Genomic DNA, 14,837 nt, shown 5'->3' with positions numbered 1-14,837 from the left:
CCAAAACAGCCGCTAGCGCTTGATGGATAAGCGCTAGCAGCTATCAAAATAATAGTTATCAGTTCTCGCGGAGCACACCCCATGGCAACCATTGGACGACGCGCCTACGCCGAAATGTTCGGCCCCACCGTGGGCGACCGCGTGCGCCTGGCCGACACCGAACTCATCCTGGAGGTCGAAGCCGATCACACGCTGCGCGCGGGCAGCTACGGCGAAGAAGTGAAGTTTGGCGGCGGCAAGACCATCCGCGACGGCATGGCACAAAGCCAGCGCAGCAACGCCGGGACTGGAACAGGCCCCTCCGGTGGCGGCGCGGTGGACACAGTGCTGACCAACGCCCTGGTGGTAGACCACACCGGCATCTTCAAGGCCGACATCGGCCTGCGCGCGGGCCGCATCGCCTCCATCGGCAAGGCCGGCAACCCCGACACGCAACCGGGCGTGGACATCATCATCGGCCCCGGCACCGAGGTCATCAGCTGCGAGGGCAACATCGTCACCGCGGGCGGCATCGACAGCCACATCCACTTCATCTGCCCACAGCAGGTGGAAGAAGCCCTGGCCAGCGGCGTGACCACCATGCTGGGCGGCGGCACCGGCCCCGCTACGGGCACGCTGGCCACCACCTGCACGTCGGGCCCCTTCAACATGGAGCGCATGCTGCAGGCGGCCGACGCGTTCCCCATGAACCTGGGCTTCCTCGGCAAGGGCAACGCCAGCCTGCCCGATGCGCTGCACGAGCAGATCAACGCGGGCGCCATTGGCCTCAAGCTGCACGAAGACTGGGGCACCACGCCCTCGGCCATCAGCAACTGCCTGGACGTGGCGGAAGAGACGGACACGCAGGTCGCCATCCACAGCGACACGCTCAACGAATCGGGCTTTGTGGAGAACACCATCGCCGCCGTGGCCGGGCGCGGCATTTGCGCCTTCCACACCGAAGGCGCGGGTGGCGGGCATGCGCCCGACATCCTGCGCGTGGTGGGTGAGGACAACTTCTTGCCTTCGTCCACCAACCCCACCATGCCCTACACCCAGAACACGCTGGACGAGCATGTGGACATGCTCATGGTGTGCCACCACCTGGACGCGAGCATTGCCGAAGACCTGGCCTTTGCCGAAAGCCGCATCCGCAAGGAAACCATCGCCGCCGAAGACATCCTGCACGACCTGGGCGCGATCAGCATGATGAGCAGCGACAGCCAGGCCATGGGCCGCGTGGGCGAAGTCATCCTGCGCACCTGGCAGACGGCGCACAAGATGAAGGTGCAGCGCGGCTGGCTGGCCCCCACTGCAGGGCGCGACGAGCTGGCCGAAATCCTGCAGCGCAACGACAACTTCCGCATCAAGCGCTACGTGGCCAAGTACACGATCAACCCCGCCATTGCGCACGGCATTGCCCACGAGGTGGGCTCGCTGGAGGTGGGCAAGTGGGCCGACATCGTGATCTGGAAGCCTGCGTTCTTCGGCGTCAAACCTGCGCTCATCCTCAAGGGCGGGCTGATCGCCATGGCTGCGATGGGCGACCCCAATGCCTCCATCCCCACACCGCAGCCCGTGCACTACCGCCCCATGTTCGGCGCGTTCGGCGGGGCCATTGCCAAGACCTCGCTCACCTTTGTGTCGCAGGCCGGGTTGAATGCAGGCGTTGGCGAACGCTTTGGTTTGCGCAAGCAGCTCAGCGCCGTGCGCAACATCCGTGGCGTGCGCAAGCAGCACATGGTGCACAACAGCTACACGCCCAAGATGGAGGTGGACGCGCAGACCTACACCGTGCGCGCCGACGGCCAGCTGCTCACTTGCGAGCCCGCCACCCTGCTGCCCATGGCGCAGCGCTACTTTTTGTTCTGACACTCCCCCACGATGAGCAGCTTGCTGGACAGCCTCTCCCTGCGCCTGGATGACCTGAGCGACCCGCGCATTGCCACCTTCATGGAAGAGCATCTGCAGGACATGCGCGCCACTTCGCCGCCCGAAAGCGTGCATGCGCTGGACATGGACCAGCTGCGCCGCCCAGAAATCCGCTTCTGGACGGCGTGGCTGCCGGACGACACCGAACCCGCGCCCGGTCGGCTGGTGGGCACCGGCGCCCTCAAACACCTGAGCGCCGACCACGTCGAGCTCAAATCCATGCGTGCCGCAGAGTCCCTGCGCGGCCTCGGCGTGGGCCGGGCCATCCTTGAACACATCCTGGGCCAGGCCGTGAATCTGGGCTACCAGCGCATCAGCCTGGAAACGGGCACCCAGCCCTTCTTTGAACCCGCTCACCAGCTCTACCTGCGCTACGGCTTTACCGACTGCGCGCCGTTCGGCAGCTACCAGCTTGACCCCCACAGCCGGTACATGAGCCGCGCGCTGTAGAGCCAGCCCGTGCCACCCTGCAGCCAAGGCCACAATGTGGACCTCGCCTTGCCGGCACCGTAATCCTCCTTCGCCATGATCCAGGTCTCCAAACTCCTCCCCCAAGGCCAGGGCCTCGCGCCCGTCCTGCTCAAACGCGCCACCACCGTTGAACTGGACTGGGACGTGCGCCAAAAAAGCCGCTTCGCCGCCACCGACTCGGCCGGGCGCGAGCTGGGCATCTTCCTCCCCCGTGGCACGCTGGTGCGCGGCGGCGATGTGCTGGTGGCCGAAGACGGCTCCATGGTCCGCGTGATCGCCGCACCGCAGCCCGTGCTGGTCATCACCCACTGCCAACACCACGGCACGCCGTTTGACCTGACCCGCGCCGCCTACCACCTGGGCAACCGCCATGTGCCCATCGAGCTGCAGCCTGACCACCTCAAGATCGAACCCGACCACGTGCTGGCCGACATGCTGCGCGCCATGCACCTGATCGTGACCGAGCAGAACCTGGCGTTTGAGCCCGAAGGCGGCGCTTATGCAGCGGGGCATGGTGGTGGACACAGCCATGGGGGACATGGACACGACCATCGCCACGGCCATTCACACGACCATGACCATACCCACGATCATGGACATACCCACGAACACAGCCATGCAGCTGCACCAACCACAACCCCGGCCCGTGGGCGCACCGTGTCCATCCCCGTGGTGGCCCAGGGGCATGTGCACGGCCACGACTGCAACCACGACCACTGACCCCCCGCTTCATGCGCCTGGACCGCCCCACGCCTCTGCCCGCCGCCAGCTTCTTGCAGCTGATGTGGCTGGCCTCCCCCGCGCTGCCCGTGGGCGGGTTCTCGTATTCCGAAGGGCTGGAAAGCGCCATTGAAAACGCGGGCCTCGCCAGCGAAGCCGCCGTGGGCGACTGGCTGCTGGACCAGCTGCACATCACCCAGGCGCGTGGCGACATGGCCCTGATCTCCAAGGCCGTGGGCGCCTGGCGCCGAGGCGACCTGGAGCATGTGAAAGAACTCAACGACTGGGTGCTGCACACCCGTGAGACGAGCGAGCTGCGCCTGCAGACCGAGCAAATGGGCCGCTCGCTGGCCGAATGGCTGCGCAACCAGTACCAGGGCGACGAAGCCCTGATGCCCGCCGTGCGCCACCTGGCCGCCCTGCCCCCCACCTACCCTGTGGCCTTCGCACAGGCCGCATCGCCCACCCAGGCCAGCGTGCGCGAGGTGCTGCTGGCCTACGCCTTTGGCTGGGCTGAGAACATGGTGCAGGCCGCGCTCAAATCCATGCAGTTGGGCCAAAGCGCAGGCCAGCGCATCCTGGCCCGGCTGGCCGCCGCCATCCCGCTCGCTGCAGACCACGCCGCTGGTCTGATGGACAGCGAGCGCCAGGCGTTCTCGCCCATGCTCGCCATTCTGAGCGCGCAGCACGAAGTGCAATATTCAAGGCTTTTTCGCTCCTAGCGCAAGCAATACAAGCGCAGGTAGCTATTTATTTAGTAGCAAATGACGCCACCACTAGCACCATGACCAACGCCCTGCACCACATCCCCAACCGCACCAAAAACCTGCCCCCTCTGCGCGTGGGCATCGGCGGCCCCGTCGGCTCTGGCAAAACCACGCTGTTGGAGATGCTGTGCAAGACCATGCGCGATGACTACGACCTCATCGCCATCACCAACGACATCTACACCAAGGAAGACCAGCGCCTGCTCACCGTGAGCGGCGCGCTGCCCGCTGAGCGCATCCTGGGCGTGGAAACCGGCGGCTGCCCGCACACTGCCATCCGCGAGGATTGCTCCATCAACCTCGAAGCCATCGACCGCATGCTGGGCGAGTTCCCCAACGCCGACATCGTGTTTGTGGAAAGCGGCGGCGACAACCTGGCCGCCACCTTCAGCCCCGAGCTGAGCGACCTCACCATCTACGTCGTCGACGTGGCCGCTGGCGAAAAAATCCCCCGCAAGGGTGGCCCCGGCATCACAAAAAGCGACCTGTTCATCATCAACAAGACCGACCTGGCCCCCCACGTGGGCGCCAACCTGGACGTGATGCACGCCGACACCACCCGCATGCGCACCACCACCCAGGGCCTCAAGCCATTCGTGATGACCAACCTCAAGACCCTGGCGGGCGTGGCCGACGTGGTGAAGTTCATCGAGACCCGGGGGATGCTGCAAAAATCCGCGCCCGCGGTGGGCTAGTGTCCTGAGTTAGAAATTCGCAGACAAAATCTTTCGATGCTTGCAAGGATGTCGTCGGCGGACTTGGCCCAGACGAATGGTTTTGGATCCGCGTTGTTGAGTTCGAGGTATTCGCGGATTGCTTGTTCGAGCTGTCTTGTTGATCTGTGCGTGCCGCGACGGATGCACTTCTCGGTCAGGGTGGCGAACCAGCGCTCGACCTGGTTCAGCCAGGATGCAGAGGTGGGCGTGAAGTGCACGTGAAACCTGGGATGTCTGCCGAACCATGCCCTGATTGAGGGGGTCTTGTGCGTGCCGTAGTTGTCCATCACCAGATGCACGTCCAAGCCAGCAGGCACGTTGGCTTCGATGGTTCGCAGAAATTGCAGGAACTCCGTGCTGCGATGGCGCCGATGCAACTCCCCGATCACTTCGCCCGTGGCAATGTCCAGCGCCGCAAACAGCGTCGTCGTGCCATGGCGCATGTAGTCGTGGGTTCGCCGCTCGGGGATGCCCGGTGCCAGCGGCAGGATCGGCTGTGTACGGTCCAGCGCCTGGATCTGGCTCTTCTCATCCACGCACAACACCATCGCCTTGAGCGGCGGATCCATGTACAGGCCGACAATGTCGCGCACCTTCTCGACGAACAGCGGATCACTGGAGAGTTTGAAGGTTTCATGGCGGTGCGGCTGCAAGCCGAAAGCCCGCCAGATTCGACTCACAGCCGTCTGTGACACATCCATGGCGCGCGCCATACTGCGCGTGCTCCAGTGCGTGGCACCAGCGGGCACGGACTCCAGCGTCTTGGCGATGACGGCATCGACTCGGGCATCGTCGATCGTACGCGGTGCACCCGGGCGCGGTGCGTCAAGCAGACCGTCCAGCCGCAGCTGGACAAACCGACCGCGCCACTTCGATACCGTCTGCTGCGTGACCCGCTGGCGCGCTGCCACCACTTTGTTATCCGAACCTTCGGCACAGGCCAGCACGATGCGCGCTCGCAACGCCAGAGCCTGCGCCGTCTTGCGACGCTTGGTCAGCGCGATCAGCTGTTCGCGCTCCGTCACGCTCAACACCAATGGAGTCTTTGGTCTTCCGCTCATGGCCACCTCATCGTGCAATGACACCACACGACTGATTGCATTGGCAGAAAATAATTCAATGAATTTTTAACTCAGGACACTAGGCGCCACCAGAAAAAGGGGCAAGGGCTTGCGCCGTGGCGCCTTGCCCGTGGATCTACAGACGGGCGAACGGATCGACCAGCGAGGCCAGCGTCACGGCGCCCGGTGCCACGGTGCCCGCACGGCGGGCGGCCTCGGGCGGCTCGTTGACCGGTGTGAGCGGCAGCGGCTGCATGCTGCGACCATAGATGCGCTGCACACGCTCTGCCAGTGTGGGGTGCGAGTCAAGCCAGCGCTCCATGGCGCCCGCACCCGGCAGGTCCACCAGCAGCATATGCTGCACCGCGGGGTGCGCCAGCCCCTGGTGGGTGACGCGCTCGTAGCCTGCGGGGGTGTCGCGCCGCTGCGCCATCACCTTGCGCAGCACGCCGCCCAGGCCGTCGCGGCTGCGCGTCCATTGCACGGCGCGGGCGTCGGCCAGGTATTCGCGCTGGCGCGACACGGCGGCCTTGAGCATGCGGCCGGCCAGCCAGCCGGCGAACCCTGCCAGCATGATGGCCGAGCCAAACAGCCATGCCAGGCCACGGCGTTCGCGCACTTCATCGCCAAAGTTGTAGACCAGCTCCAGCCCGAACACCATGCCTGCCAGGCGCATCTTCAGGCGCGTGTCGCCTTCGTGCAGATGGCTCAGTTCGTGGGCCACCATGCCCTGCAGCTCCTCGCGCGTGAGGTGGTCAAGCGCTCCCTGGGTGACGGCCACCACGGCGTCGCTCGCATCCCATCCGGCGGCGAAGGCGTTGATGGCATCGGTACGCGGCAGCACCATGACCTGCGGCTGCGGCATGTGGGCGGCGATGCACAGTTCATGAACGATGTTGCACAGGCGTTGCTCGGCATGCGACACGGAGGGCCGGGCCTCGCGCGCGCCGATGCGCTGGGCGAGCTTGACGCCACCCGCACGCAGGTTGGACGTTTCCACCCACCAACCGCCAAGCACCAGCATGAGTGACACCCCCACGTTCACCGCCAGAAAACCAGCCGGAAACGGCAGATGCACCGGCAGCACCGCCACCATGAGCAGCCAGGCCACCACCAGCGCCCCATGCACGGCCGCCACCAGCACGGCCACGGCCAGCGCAAAGGCGAGCAGCAGCCGCCGCGTTTCGCTGCGGGCGCTGAGCTGATGGTCCCAGAACCTCATGGGGAAAACTTACGCAGGCAATCTGTCGTCAGAACTGCACCCGGGGCGCGGCACGCTCTTCATCGCTGCGCGTGGCTTCGAGCATGGGCGCCGTGGGAAAACCCAGCAGCCGTGCCACCACGATGGCCGGAAACTGCGCGGCTTGGTCGTTGAAGTCGAGCACCTGGTCGTTGTAGGCCTGGCGCGCAAAGCCCAGGCGGTTCTCGGTGCTGGTGAGTTCCTCGCTGAGCGACTGCATGGTGGCGTCCGCCTTGAGTTCGGGGTAGCTTTCGGCCACCACCATCAGGCGCCCCAGGCTGCCGCCCAGGGCCTGCTCGGCCACGGCCAGCGCACCCATGGCGCCGGCGCTGGTAGGCGCCGCCCGCGCAGCGGCCGCAGCGCCCTGCGCCTGGCCGCGCGCCTTGATCACCGCCTCCAGCGTGGCCGCTTCGTGGGACAGGTAGCCGCGCGCCACTTCCACCAGGTTGGGCACCAGGTCGTAGCGGCGCTTGAGTTGCACGTCGATCTGGCCAAAAGCGTTGGCAATGCGGTTGCGCAACTGCACCAGCCGGTTGTAAACGGCGATGGCCCAAACCACCAACGCGGCGATCACCGCCAGAACAATCCACGCAGTTGCCGACATATCCCACCTCCCATTTGATTGAATGGGCGCATCTTAACGGCCGAAGATGGCTTGGCTGGAACCGCCCATGACGGCCGCAGTGCATGGTGCGCAGCCGCCACAGCACCGCGCACGCAAAATACGCATAAAAACAGCATCAACCCGTTACTGGGAAAGCGCTGGTAGCTATACAAACAATAGCACACACATCCTGCACCCTCACACGCCTTTGTTGCGCATCCAGTCGGCCGTGCCCATGAAGCTCTCTTTCAGCCGCGCGCGCAGATCCTGCGGGACGCCGGTTTCGCCCATGGCCTGGTCCATGCAGGCCACCCACTGGTCGCGCTCCTTGATGCCGATGGCAAACGGCATGTGGCGCGCACGCAGCCGGGGGTGGCCGAAGCGGCTCTGGTAATGGTCCGGGCCGCCCAACCAGCCGCACAGGAACCAGAACAGCTTCTGGCGTGCATCGTCGAGGGTGCTGCCGTGCGTGGCGCGCAATTGGGCGTAGGCGGGCTCCAGGTCCATGAGGTCGTAGAAGCGATTGACCAGGGCGTGAACACGCTCTTCCCCGCCTATCCAGGCATAAGGCGTTTCAATGGCTGGATGGTCGGGCTGCTTTTCTTCGATGGGCATCAGAAACGTGGTGAAAAAAGGGCTTGGGAGTGTCGATAACAGCCTGTGCTGCCCTGTGCACGGTAGTTTGGGGCGCACCTCTCCGGCGGGTTCCGCGAGGCGCAGGTCGACCATATTAACGAGAACTTTACGCGCCGCGCCGCCGCCTCAGTCCCATTTCCACTGAACTGCGGTGAGAAATTTCCGCTCTAACTCGCATCACTTCCCAAGACCGGAAAGCTCATCATGACCAAATCCCTCAAAGGCACGGTGAATCGCGTGACGTTTTCGCTGCTGGCACTGTCCGCCTTGGGTGGATGCGCGGTATATGCGCCTGCCCCCGGCCCTTATGGCTACTACGGTGCCGACGCCAACGCTCAGGCCGTTTACGCGGCGCCGCCCGTATATGCAGTTCCGCCCGTTTATGCCACCCCGTACTACGGCCCGGCATACATCGGGCCGCCGGTCTCCCTCAACTTCGGCTTCGGCTATTGGGGTAGGGGTGGTCGCGGTGGTGGTCGGGGCGGGTTCCGTGGCGGTGGAGGTCCCGGCGGGGGTGGTCGCCATTGATGTAGCGGCGGCCCGTTCTCACCTCTCGCGAACCGCTCACTCTGCCGCGCGACGCAGCGTGTCCATCACCGGAGTATTGAGCACGGAGCGCAAGCCCCACCAGCCTGCCGCCAGTGCCAGCACAGCGCCGGCCAACGCGCCGGCCAAGGGCACCCAGGGCGCGGCGGTCCAGGTGAAATCGAACACATAGCGCGCCAAGGCCCAGCCCACGGCCACGGCCACGCAGCTGGCCAGAAAGCCGGCGAGCAGGCCCACTCCCACCAATTCGGCACGCTGCACCTGGCGCAGCAAGCTGGCGCGCGCCCCCACGGCGCGCATGATGGCGAACTCGCGCGCACGCTCCTCGCGCGTGGCCGTGACGGCGGCAAACAGCACCACCAGCCCGGCAGCGAGCGTGAAGGCAAACAAAAACTCGACCGCCTGGATCACCTGCTCCAGCACGCGCTGCACCTGGGCGATGGTGGCGCCCATGTCCACGTTGGTGATGTTGGGAAACTGGCGCACCAGCGCATTGTCGAACCCCGCCTTGTCGGGCGCACGGTAGGCGGCAAGGTAGGTCACCGGCACATCCTTGAGGCTGGCTACCGGATACATCACGAAGAAATTGGCGCGCATGGAACCCCAGTCCACCTTGCGCAGGCTGGTGATGCGGGCCTCGTTCTGGACGCCGCCCATGTCGAACTGCAGGCGGTCGCCCAGCTGCAGGCCCAGGGTTTGCGCAATGCCTTCTTCCACGCTGATGGCACCCTCTTCGCCCGGCGTCCATTGGCCGGCTACCACCTGGTTGTGGCCGGGCGGCTCGACGGCGGTGGACAGGTTGAACTCGCGGTCAACCAGGCGCTTGGCGCGGTCTTCAACGTAGCTGTCGGGGCCCACGGGCCGGCCGTTCACGGCCAGCAGGCGGCCGCGAATCATGGGGTACCAGTCGTAGCGGGCCACGCCGGCGTCCTTGAGCACCTGCTGGAAGGCCTCGGCCTGGTCGGGCATGACGTTGATGACGAAACGGTTGGGCGCATCGGGCGGCGTGGCCTGGCGCCAACTGGCAATCAGGTCGGTGCGCAACAGCACCAGCAGCACCAGCGCCAGCAGCCCCACGGCCAGGCTGCTGACCTGCACGACGGCATAGGCCGGGCGTGCCGAAATCTGCCGCGTTGCCAGCACCAGCCAGCGCGGCGCCGTGGACTCGTTGACGCTCTTGCGCAGCAGCTTCACCGCCACCCAGCTCAAAAGCGCAAACAGCGCCACGGCCCCGGCAAAACCGCCCACGGCAATCAGGCCGAGCACCAGGTCGCTGCTCACGGCCAGCAGCAGGGCTGCAAAACCGGCCACACCCACCGCCAGCACAGCCAGCGAAACGGGCTTGAGGCCGCCGATGTCGCGCCGGATCACGCGCAGCGGCGGCACCTGGGCCAGCTGCAGCACCGGCGGCAGTCCAAAGGCCAGCAGCAGCGTCAGGCCCATGCCCAGGCCAAACGCCACGGGCCACAGACTGGGCGCGGGCAGGGCCGACTCCACCAGCCCGGCCAACAGCAGCACAAACACGTTGTGCACCAGGTAGCCGAGTGCCACACCCAGGGCACTGGCAAACAGGCCGATCAGCGCGAACTCGGTGGTGTAGGCGCCCGCGATGGCGCGCTGGCTCTGGCCCAGCACGCGCAGCATGGCCGAGGCATCGAGATGGTCGGCCGCAAAGCCCCGCGCCGCCAGCGCCACGGCCACGGCCGACAGCAGCGCCGCCAGCAGGGCCACCAGGTTGAGGAATTTCTGGGCGCGGTCCAGCGTCTGGCGCATTTCGGGGCGGCCGCTTTCGAGCGACTCGACGCGCACGCCGTGCACATCAGGCTTCTTTGCCTCGGCGGCAGCCCATTCGCTGAAGGCCTTGACGGCAGCGGGCGATCCGGCGACGGCGAAGCGGTAGGTCAGGCGGCTGGCCGGCTGCACCAGGCCGGTGGCCGGCACATCGGCCTGGTTGAGCATGGCGCGCGGCGCAAAGCTCATGAAGCCCGCGCCCCGGTCGGGCTCCACCACGATGATGCGGGCAATGCGCAGCTGTGCATCACCGAGCAGCAGCATGTCGCCCATCGACAGCCCCAGCGCCTCCAGCAAGGGGGCATCCACCCACACCTCGCCCGGCGCAGGTATGTCGCGCGTCACCTGGGCCACGGCATCGGGCGAATCGGCCACCTGCAGGCTGCCACGCAAGGGATAGCCTGGCTCCACGCTCTTGAGGGCCACGAGCTTGGTGGCCCCGCCCTGCAACTCGCTGGCACGGCCCATGGTGGGAAAGCCCATGGTGGTCACCACCTGCAGGCCCAGCGCCCGCGCGCGCTCGGCAAAGGCGGGAGGCGTAGGATTGTCGCTGGCCACCACGGCATCGCCGCCCAGCAACTGCAGGGCGTCGCGCTGAAGCCCCCCCTGCAAGCGATCGGCAAAAAACCCCACCGATGTCAGCGCCGCCACCGCCAGGGTGACAGCCACGATGAGCAGACGCAACTCTCCGGCACGCAGGTCACGCGCCAGGGTACGCAGACCCAGGCGAAAAAAGGACAGATTCATGGATACGGACCTTAGCGCAATTGCACGCCCGAAGCGGCTTTAGGGATTTGCCCCAGCCGCTGCGGCGTGGCCCCTTATCCGATGGGTACCGGCGCGACCGGACGCGCCAGCGCCAGTTCGGGCTGCAGCAGCAAGCGGTCGGCGCCGCTGTAGCAGACGAAGCGCCGGTTGGTTGCGCGGCCAATGGCGCACAGGCCGAGTTGCTGCGCCACGGCATGGCCCATCTGCGTCATGCCGCTGCGCGACACCACAATGGGCACGCCCATTTGGGCCGATTTGATGACCATCTCGCTCGTCAGCCGGCCCGTGGTGTAGAACACCTTATTGCCGCCGGTCATGTCACCGGCCTGCATCCACATCCAGCCGGCGATGGTGTCGATGGCGTTGTGCCGGCCCACGTCTTCCACGAACGTGAGCAACTCCTCGCCACGAAACAGCGCACAGCCGTGCACTGAGCCGGCGGACTTGTAAGTGCTTTCCTTGAGCCGGATGGCATTGACGATGCCGTACAGCTGCGCCTGGGTAAGCTGTGCTGCCGGCAGCTCGATGCGATCGACCTCGTCCATCAGCCCGCCAAACACACTGCCCTGCCCGCAGCCTGTGGTCACCACCTTGCTGGCGGTGCGTTCTTCGATGCGCGCGATGCCATGGCGCGTGCGCACGGCAGCGGCGTTTACCTCCCAGTCCACGGTGATGGATTCGATGTCAAAGACCGACTCCACCAGCCGCTGGTTGCGCAGATAGCCGAGCACCAGCAATTCGGGCTGCGCGCCCAGCGTCATGAGGGTGACGAGCTCGCGCTTGTCCACGTAGATCGTGAGCGGCCGCTCCGCCGGAATCTGCACCTGCTCGCGCTCGCCCAGTTCATTGACAACCTCCACGCCGTGGGTGAGGGGCGCCTGGGCTTGCGTAAGACGCGGCAGGGCAGGCACAACAGAAGCAGGGTGCAAAGAACGTTTCATGGGGCCAATATACGCAGTGGCGGCTTATGCAGCATAGCGCGGGGACTCTCGATGGCTGGCTGGCTGCGCTGGCACTGTGGCGCTCCGCGCCTTGTCCGCAAGGCGTCGGTCACGCCACAAAAAAAGCCGCGCCCACCAAGTGGGTACGGCTTTCATCCAGGCGATAGCTGCCTTCAGGACTTGGGCGCGGACGCAGTTGCCGCTGCGGGCACCAGCGTGCTCGGCGGGCTGCTGGCGGTGCCGGGTGGCGAATGCGCGCCGGCCGCCTCAGCGGGCTTGGCAGCGGGCGGCGTGTAGGCGAAGGGGCCGGGGTCGGTGCATCCCGCGCCGACAGCGGTGGCTGGCTTTGCCGACGGCGTCGTTTTGCGGTAGTGCGCTGCCACGCGGTCTTGCGACTGGCACAGCTTGTAGTTGTCCACCTTGCCAGCCCATGCGGACTTGGCGGCGGCTTCTGCCGCCTTGGCAGCCGCTTCGGGCGAGGGCACGGGCAGCTTGGCCGATGCCAGCGTACAAGCGCTGGCCGCGCAAAGCGCCAGCAACGAGGAACGGGAAAATTGCATCATCATGGTGCGAAACCTCATACCTGCGCGGGCTGGCCCGCTGATGGTGTTGCGGCAGCACCGGCAGCCGGTTGGCTGGCGCTGCGTTGCCGGGGAATCTTGCCTGCCTGGACATCGTCGTACCAGAGCTCATGGTGCTCTTTGGCCCAGCCCTCGCTGACGTAACCCGTCTTCATGGCCTTGTAGGCGCCTCGCATGCCCACGGTTCCCATGTAGATGTGACCGCAGATCAGCGCCATCATCCAGATGGCCAGGGCCGCGTGGATCATGTGGGCAATCTGCATGTCGCTACGCACATCACCAAAGCCGGGGATCAGTTTGTCCAGCACCAGGCCCGTGGCCACCACAAAAATGCCGGGAATCGTGATGCCCCACCAGAACAAGCCCTTTTCCCCCGCGTTGAAGCGGTGCGAAGGCACCTGATGGTCGCCACTGCCCAGCATGCCGCCACCCTTGCTGAGCCAGACGAAATCGGCGCGGTTGGCAATGTTGTCCTTCACGAAAGTGAGGATGATGACCAGCAACGAAACGGCGAACAGCGGGCCCATGAAGTTGTGCACGTTCTTGAGCGCATAGGCCAGCCAGCCAAACAGCGTGCTGCCGATAACCGGTAGCAGGAAGAACTTGCCAAACGCCATGACGATGCCCGAAATAGCCAGCGCGATGAAGGCGCCGGCATTGGCCCAGTGCGCCGCCCGTTCAAAAGGCGTGAAACGCTCGATCCGGCGGTCCGACGCGGAGTGCTCGTGCCCCATGGGGCCCTTGGTGAAATAGAAAATCGCCAAGGCCAGCAACACCAGGCCCAGCAAGGCAGCGCCATAGGGAATGATCCGCTGGTTGCGCACCTGGCGCCAGCCCTCGCCCGCGTTGGTTACCCGAGCCCCGGGGTATGCCACCATCGGCTGGATCAGGTTTCCAGCCTCTGGGGCCTGGGTCCGGGGCAGGCTGCTGTAGCCAGTCACGCCCTGCCCCACCTGGCGCCACATGGGCGCGTTGTTGCCGGGTTGCACCTTGGCGCGCTCGCCATTGGTCTGATCGCCATATTGGGGATCAGCGCTGGCATCGGGCTTGATCTCAAAAATGTTCTGGCTCTGAATGCCACCGGGCGCTGCGGCAGGCGCGGGTGATGTCGCGGTCGGCGCCGCTGACCCAGCCGGTGCCTGCGCATGGGCAGGCACCCACGCCAGACCCGCCGTCAAGGCCAGGGACCACATGATGCGTTTCATGGTGGGCCTCACTTGGATTGGGTGCGGGTGTATTCGTTCTGGCCGTATTGCTGGCGCGCCTTCAGCTGCTGCTCCCAGCTGGTCTTGTCGCCCGCCTTCCAGCCCGGCTGGGTGAAATTGCTGCCGGTGCCCGCGTAGGGCGCTGCATCGTTCTTGATGCCACCACCGGTTTGCGGCTTTTCGGAGCAGGCGGCCAGGCCGGCAAGGGCCAGCACCGCAGTCAGGGTAATGGAAATACGCATCATGACTTGGCTCCTGCAGGTGGCTGGGCACCCTTATGAGTGCCGTAGGCCGTGCCCCAGCCCCACACTTCGGCGCCCTTGCCGCGCTGCATCACGCGGTTGCGGAAGATGTCCGCCACCACATCGCCGTCACCGGCCAGCAGGGCCTTGGTAGAGCACATTTCGGCACAGGCGGGCAGCTTGCCTTCGGCCAGGCGGTTGCGGCCATATTTCTCGAACTCTGCCTGGCTGCCATTGGCCTCGGGACCGCCAGCGCAGAAAGTGCACTTGTCCATCTTGCCGCGCACGCCAAATGTGCCTTGCGACGGAAACTGGGGGGCACCAAACGGGCAGGCATAGCTGCAGTAACCGCAGCCGATGCAGACATCCTTGTCGTGCAACACCACGCCTTCGTCCGTGCGGTAAAAGCAGTTCACGGGACACACGGCCATGCAAGGCGCATCGCTGCAGTGCATGCAGGCCACCGAGATGGATTTTTCGCCGGGAACACCATCATTGAGGGTGACCACGCGGCGGCGGTTCACGCCCCACGGTACTTCGTGCTCGTTCTTGCAGGCGGTGACGCAGCCGTTGCATTCGATACAGCGCTCTGCATCGCAGATGAATTTCATTCGTGCCATTGTTCTGTCTCCTGGTC

At 65.6% G+C, this 14,837-nt stretch carries 16 protein-coding genes; 6 read left to right on the top strand and 10 right to left on the bottom strand.

All coding sequences use genetic code 11. The features are described from left to right. Positions 1-81 precede the first annotated feature (81 nt). From ureC to ureG, 5 genes are all read left to right on the top strand, one after another. Entirely contained in the window at positions 82-1,851 is a 1,770-nt protein-coding gene (gene ureC, locus CBP34_RS04340) for an urease subunit alpha (RefSeq protein WP_094097399.1), read from the top strand. Positions 1,852-1,863: 12 nt separating this feature from the next. Beyond that, complete coding sequence (locus CBP34_RS04335; RefSeq protein ID WP_094097398.1) at positions 1,864-2,361, top strand: GNAT family N-acetyltransferase; 498 nt, start codon at positions 1,864-1,866, stop codon at positions 2,359-2,361. A 75-nt stretch (positions 2,362-2,436) separates the two neighbouring features. Continuing rightward, positions 2,437-3,102 carry an urease accessory protein UreE gene (gene ureE / locus CBP34_RS04330; protein ID WP_094097397.1) on the top strand — a complete coding sequence of 222 codons (666 nt, stop codon included), beginning with the start codon at positions 2,437-2,439 and terminating at the stop codon, positions 3,100-3,102. A gap of 11 nt (positions 3,103-3,113) precedes the next feature. Next, positions 3,114-3,824, top strand: coding sequence for an urease accessory protein UreF (locus tag CBP34_RS04325; protein WP_094097396.1), 711 nt, complete (start codon positions 3,114-3,116; stop codon positions 3,822-3,824). Between the two features lie 62 nt (positions 3,825-3,886). Continuing rightward, positions 3,887-4,564: an urease accessory protein UreG gene (gene ureG / locus CBP34_RS04320; protein ID WP_094097395.1), complete on the top strand. Its 678-nt coding sequence runs from the start codon at positions 3,887-3,889 to the stop codon at positions 4,562-4,564. On the opposite strand, the gene CBP34_RS04315 is transcribed toward ureG, so the two are convergent. From CBP34_RS04315 to CBP34_RS04300, 4 genes are all read right to left on the bottom strand, one after another. Further along, entirely contained in the window at positions 4,561-5,646 is a 1,086-nt protein-coding gene (locus tag CBP34_RS04315) for an IS630 family transposase (protein WP_094099064.1), read from the bottom strand. The two genes, ureG and CBP34_RS04315, sit on opposite strands and share 4 nt — an antisense overlap. A 136-nt stretch (positions 5,647-5,782) precedes the next feature. Further along, on the bottom strand, positions 5,783-6,868 hold the full coding sequence (locus tag CBP34_RS04310; RefSeq protein ID WP_094097394.1) for a M48 family metalloprotease: 1,086 nt from the start codon (positions 6,866-6,868) through the stop codon (positions 5,783-5,785). A 28-nt stretch (positions 6,869-6,896) separates the two neighbouring features. After that, positions 6,897-7,490: a LemA family protein gene (locus CBP34_RS04305; protein ID WP_086911546.1), complete on the bottom strand. Its 594-nt coding sequence runs from the start codon at positions 7,488-7,490 to the stop codon at positions 6,897-6,899. A gap of 198 nt (positions 7,491-7,688) precedes the next feature. Beyond that, positions 7,689-8,105 (bottom strand): group II truncated hemoglobin, encoded by a 417-nt coding sequence (locus tag CBP34_RS04300; RefSeq protein ID WP_094097393.1) that lies wholly within the window; start codon positions 8,103-8,105, stop codon positions 7,689-7,691. A 225-nt stretch (positions 8,106-8,330) separates the two neighbouring features. On the opposite strand from CBP34_RS04300, the gene CBP34_RS04295 reads away from it, so the two are divergent. After that, positions 8,331-8,654, top strand: a complete 324-nt coding sequence (locus tag CBP34_RS04295) for a hypothetical protein (protein ID WP_094097392.1) — start codon at positions 8,331-8,333, stop codon at positions 8,652-8,654. Between the two features lie 36 nt (positions 8,655-8,690). Here the strand turns inward: CBP34_RS04295 and CBP34_RS04290 are convergent, their stop codons facing one another. From CBP34_RS04290 to fdh3B, 6 genes are all read right to left on the bottom strand, one after another. Continuing rightward, positions 8,691-11,210, bottom strand: coding sequence for an ABC transporter permease (locus CBP34_RS04290; protein ID WP_086926749.1), 2,520 nt, complete (start codon positions 11,208-11,210; stop codon positions 8,691-8,693). A 74-nt stretch (positions 11,211-11,284) separates the two neighbouring features. Continuing rightward, on the bottom strand, positions 11,285-12,172 hold the full coding sequence (locus tag CBP34_RS04285) for a formate dehydrogenase accessory sulfurtransferase FdhD (RefSeq protein WP_086926748.1): 888 nt from the start codon (positions 12,170-12,172) through the stop codon (positions 11,285-11,287). A 173-nt stretch (positions 12,173-12,345) separates the two neighbouring features. Next, a complete protein-coding gene (locus CBP34_RS04280) occupies positions 12,346-12,735 on the bottom strand; it encodes a hypothetical protein (RefSeq protein ID WP_094099063.1) in 390 nt (129 codons plus the stop codon). Positions 12,736-12,749: 14 nt separating this feature from the next. Continuing rightward, positions 12,750-13,958, bottom strand: coding sequence for a formate dehydrogenase subunit gamma (locus CBP34_RS04275; RefSeq protein WP_094097391.1), 1,209 nt, complete (start codon positions 13,956-13,958; stop codon positions 12,750-12,752). A gap of 8 nt (positions 13,959-13,966) precedes the next feature. Further along, a complete protein-coding gene (locus CBP34_RS04270; RefSeq protein ID WP_086926747.1) occupies positions 13,967-14,203 on the bottom strand; it encodes a hypothetical protein in 237 nt (78 codons plus the stop codon). Beyond that, positions 14,200-14,820, bottom strand: coding sequence for a formate dehydrogenase FDH3 subunit beta (fdh3B, locus tag CBP34_RS04265; protein WP_086926746.1), 621 nt, complete (start codon positions 14,818-14,820; stop codon positions 14,200-14,202). The genes CBP34_RS04270 and fdh3B overlap by 4 nt, the downstream gene beginning before the upstream one ends. Positions 14,821-14,837 lie beyond the last annotated feature (17 nt).

Source organism: Acidovorax carolinensis, from assembly GCF_002157145.1.
Taxonomy (GTDB): Bacteria; Pseudomonadota; Gammaproteobacteria; order Burkholderiales; family Burkholderiaceae_C; genus Acidovorax; species Acidovorax carolinensis.
This window is presented reverse-complemented; position numbering and strand designations above follow the sequence as displayed.

Excerpts from the sequence above, each read along its gene's own strand:
- ureC (WP_094097399.1), top strand. The coding sequence starts at position 82 with ATGGCAACCATTGGACGACGCGCCTACGCCGAAATGTTCGGCCCCACC.
- CBP34_RS04335 (WP_094097398.1), top strand. The coding sequence starts at position 1,864 with ATGAGCAGCTTGCTGGACAGCCTCTCCCTGCGCCTGGATGACCTGAGC.
- ureE (WP_094097397.1), top strand. The coding sequence starts at position 2,437 with ATGATCCAGGTCTCCAAACTCCTCCCCCAAGGCCAGGGCCTCGCGCCC.
- CBP34_RS04325 (WP_094097396.1), top strand. The coding sequence starts at position 3,114 with ATGCGCCTGGACCGCCCCACGCCTCTGCCCGCCGCCAGCTTCTTGCAG.
- ureG (WP_094097395.1), top strand. The coding sequence starts at position 3,887 with ATGACCAACGCCCTGCACCACATCCCCAACCGCACCAAAAACCTGCCC.
- CBP34_RS04315 (WP_094099064.1), bottom strand. The coding sequence starts at position 5,646 with ATGAGCGGAAGACCAAAGACTCCATTGGTGTTGAGCGTGACGGAGCGC.
- CBP34_RS04310 (WP_094097394.1), bottom strand. The coding sequence starts at position 6,868 with ATGAGGTTCTGGGACCATCAGCTCAGCGCCCGCAGCGAAACGCGGCGG.
- CBP34_RS04305 (WP_086911546.1), bottom strand. The coding sequence starts at position 7,490 with ATGTCGGCAACTGCGTGGATTGTTCTGGCGGTGATCGCCGCGTTGGTG.
- CBP34_RS04300 (WP_094097393.1), bottom strand. The coding sequence starts at position 8,105 with ATGCCCATCGAAGAAAAGCAGCCCGACCATCCAGCCATTGAAACGCCT.
- CBP34_RS04295 (WP_094097392.1), top strand. The coding sequence starts at position 8,331 with ATGACCAAATCCCTCAAAGGCACGGTGAATCGCGTGACGTTTTCGCTG.
- CBP34_RS04290 (WP_086926749.1), bottom strand. The coding sequence starts at position 11,210 with ATGAATCTGTCCTTTTTTCGCCTGGGTCTGCGTACCCTGGCGCGTGAC.
- CBP34_RS04285 (WP_086926748.1), bottom strand. The coding sequence starts at position 12,172 with ATGAAACGTTCTTTGCACCCTGCTTCTGTTGTGCCTGCCCTGCCGCGT.
- CBP34_RS04280 (WP_094099063.1), bottom strand. The coding sequence starts at position 12,735 with ATGATGCAATTTTCCCGTTCCTCGTTGCTGGCGCTTTGCGCGGCCAGC.
- CBP34_RS04275 (WP_094097391.1), bottom strand. The coding sequence starts at position 13,958 with ATGAAACGCATCATGTGGTCCCTGGCCTTGACGGCGGGTCTGGCGTGG.
- CBP34_RS04270 (WP_086926747.1), bottom strand. The coding sequence starts at position 14,203 with ATGATGCGTATTTCCATTACCCTGACTGCGGTGCTGGCCCTTGCCGGC.
- fdh3B (WP_086926746.1), bottom strand. The coding sequence starts at position 14,820 with ATGGCACGAATGAAATTCATCTGCGATGCAGAGCGCTGTATCGAATGC.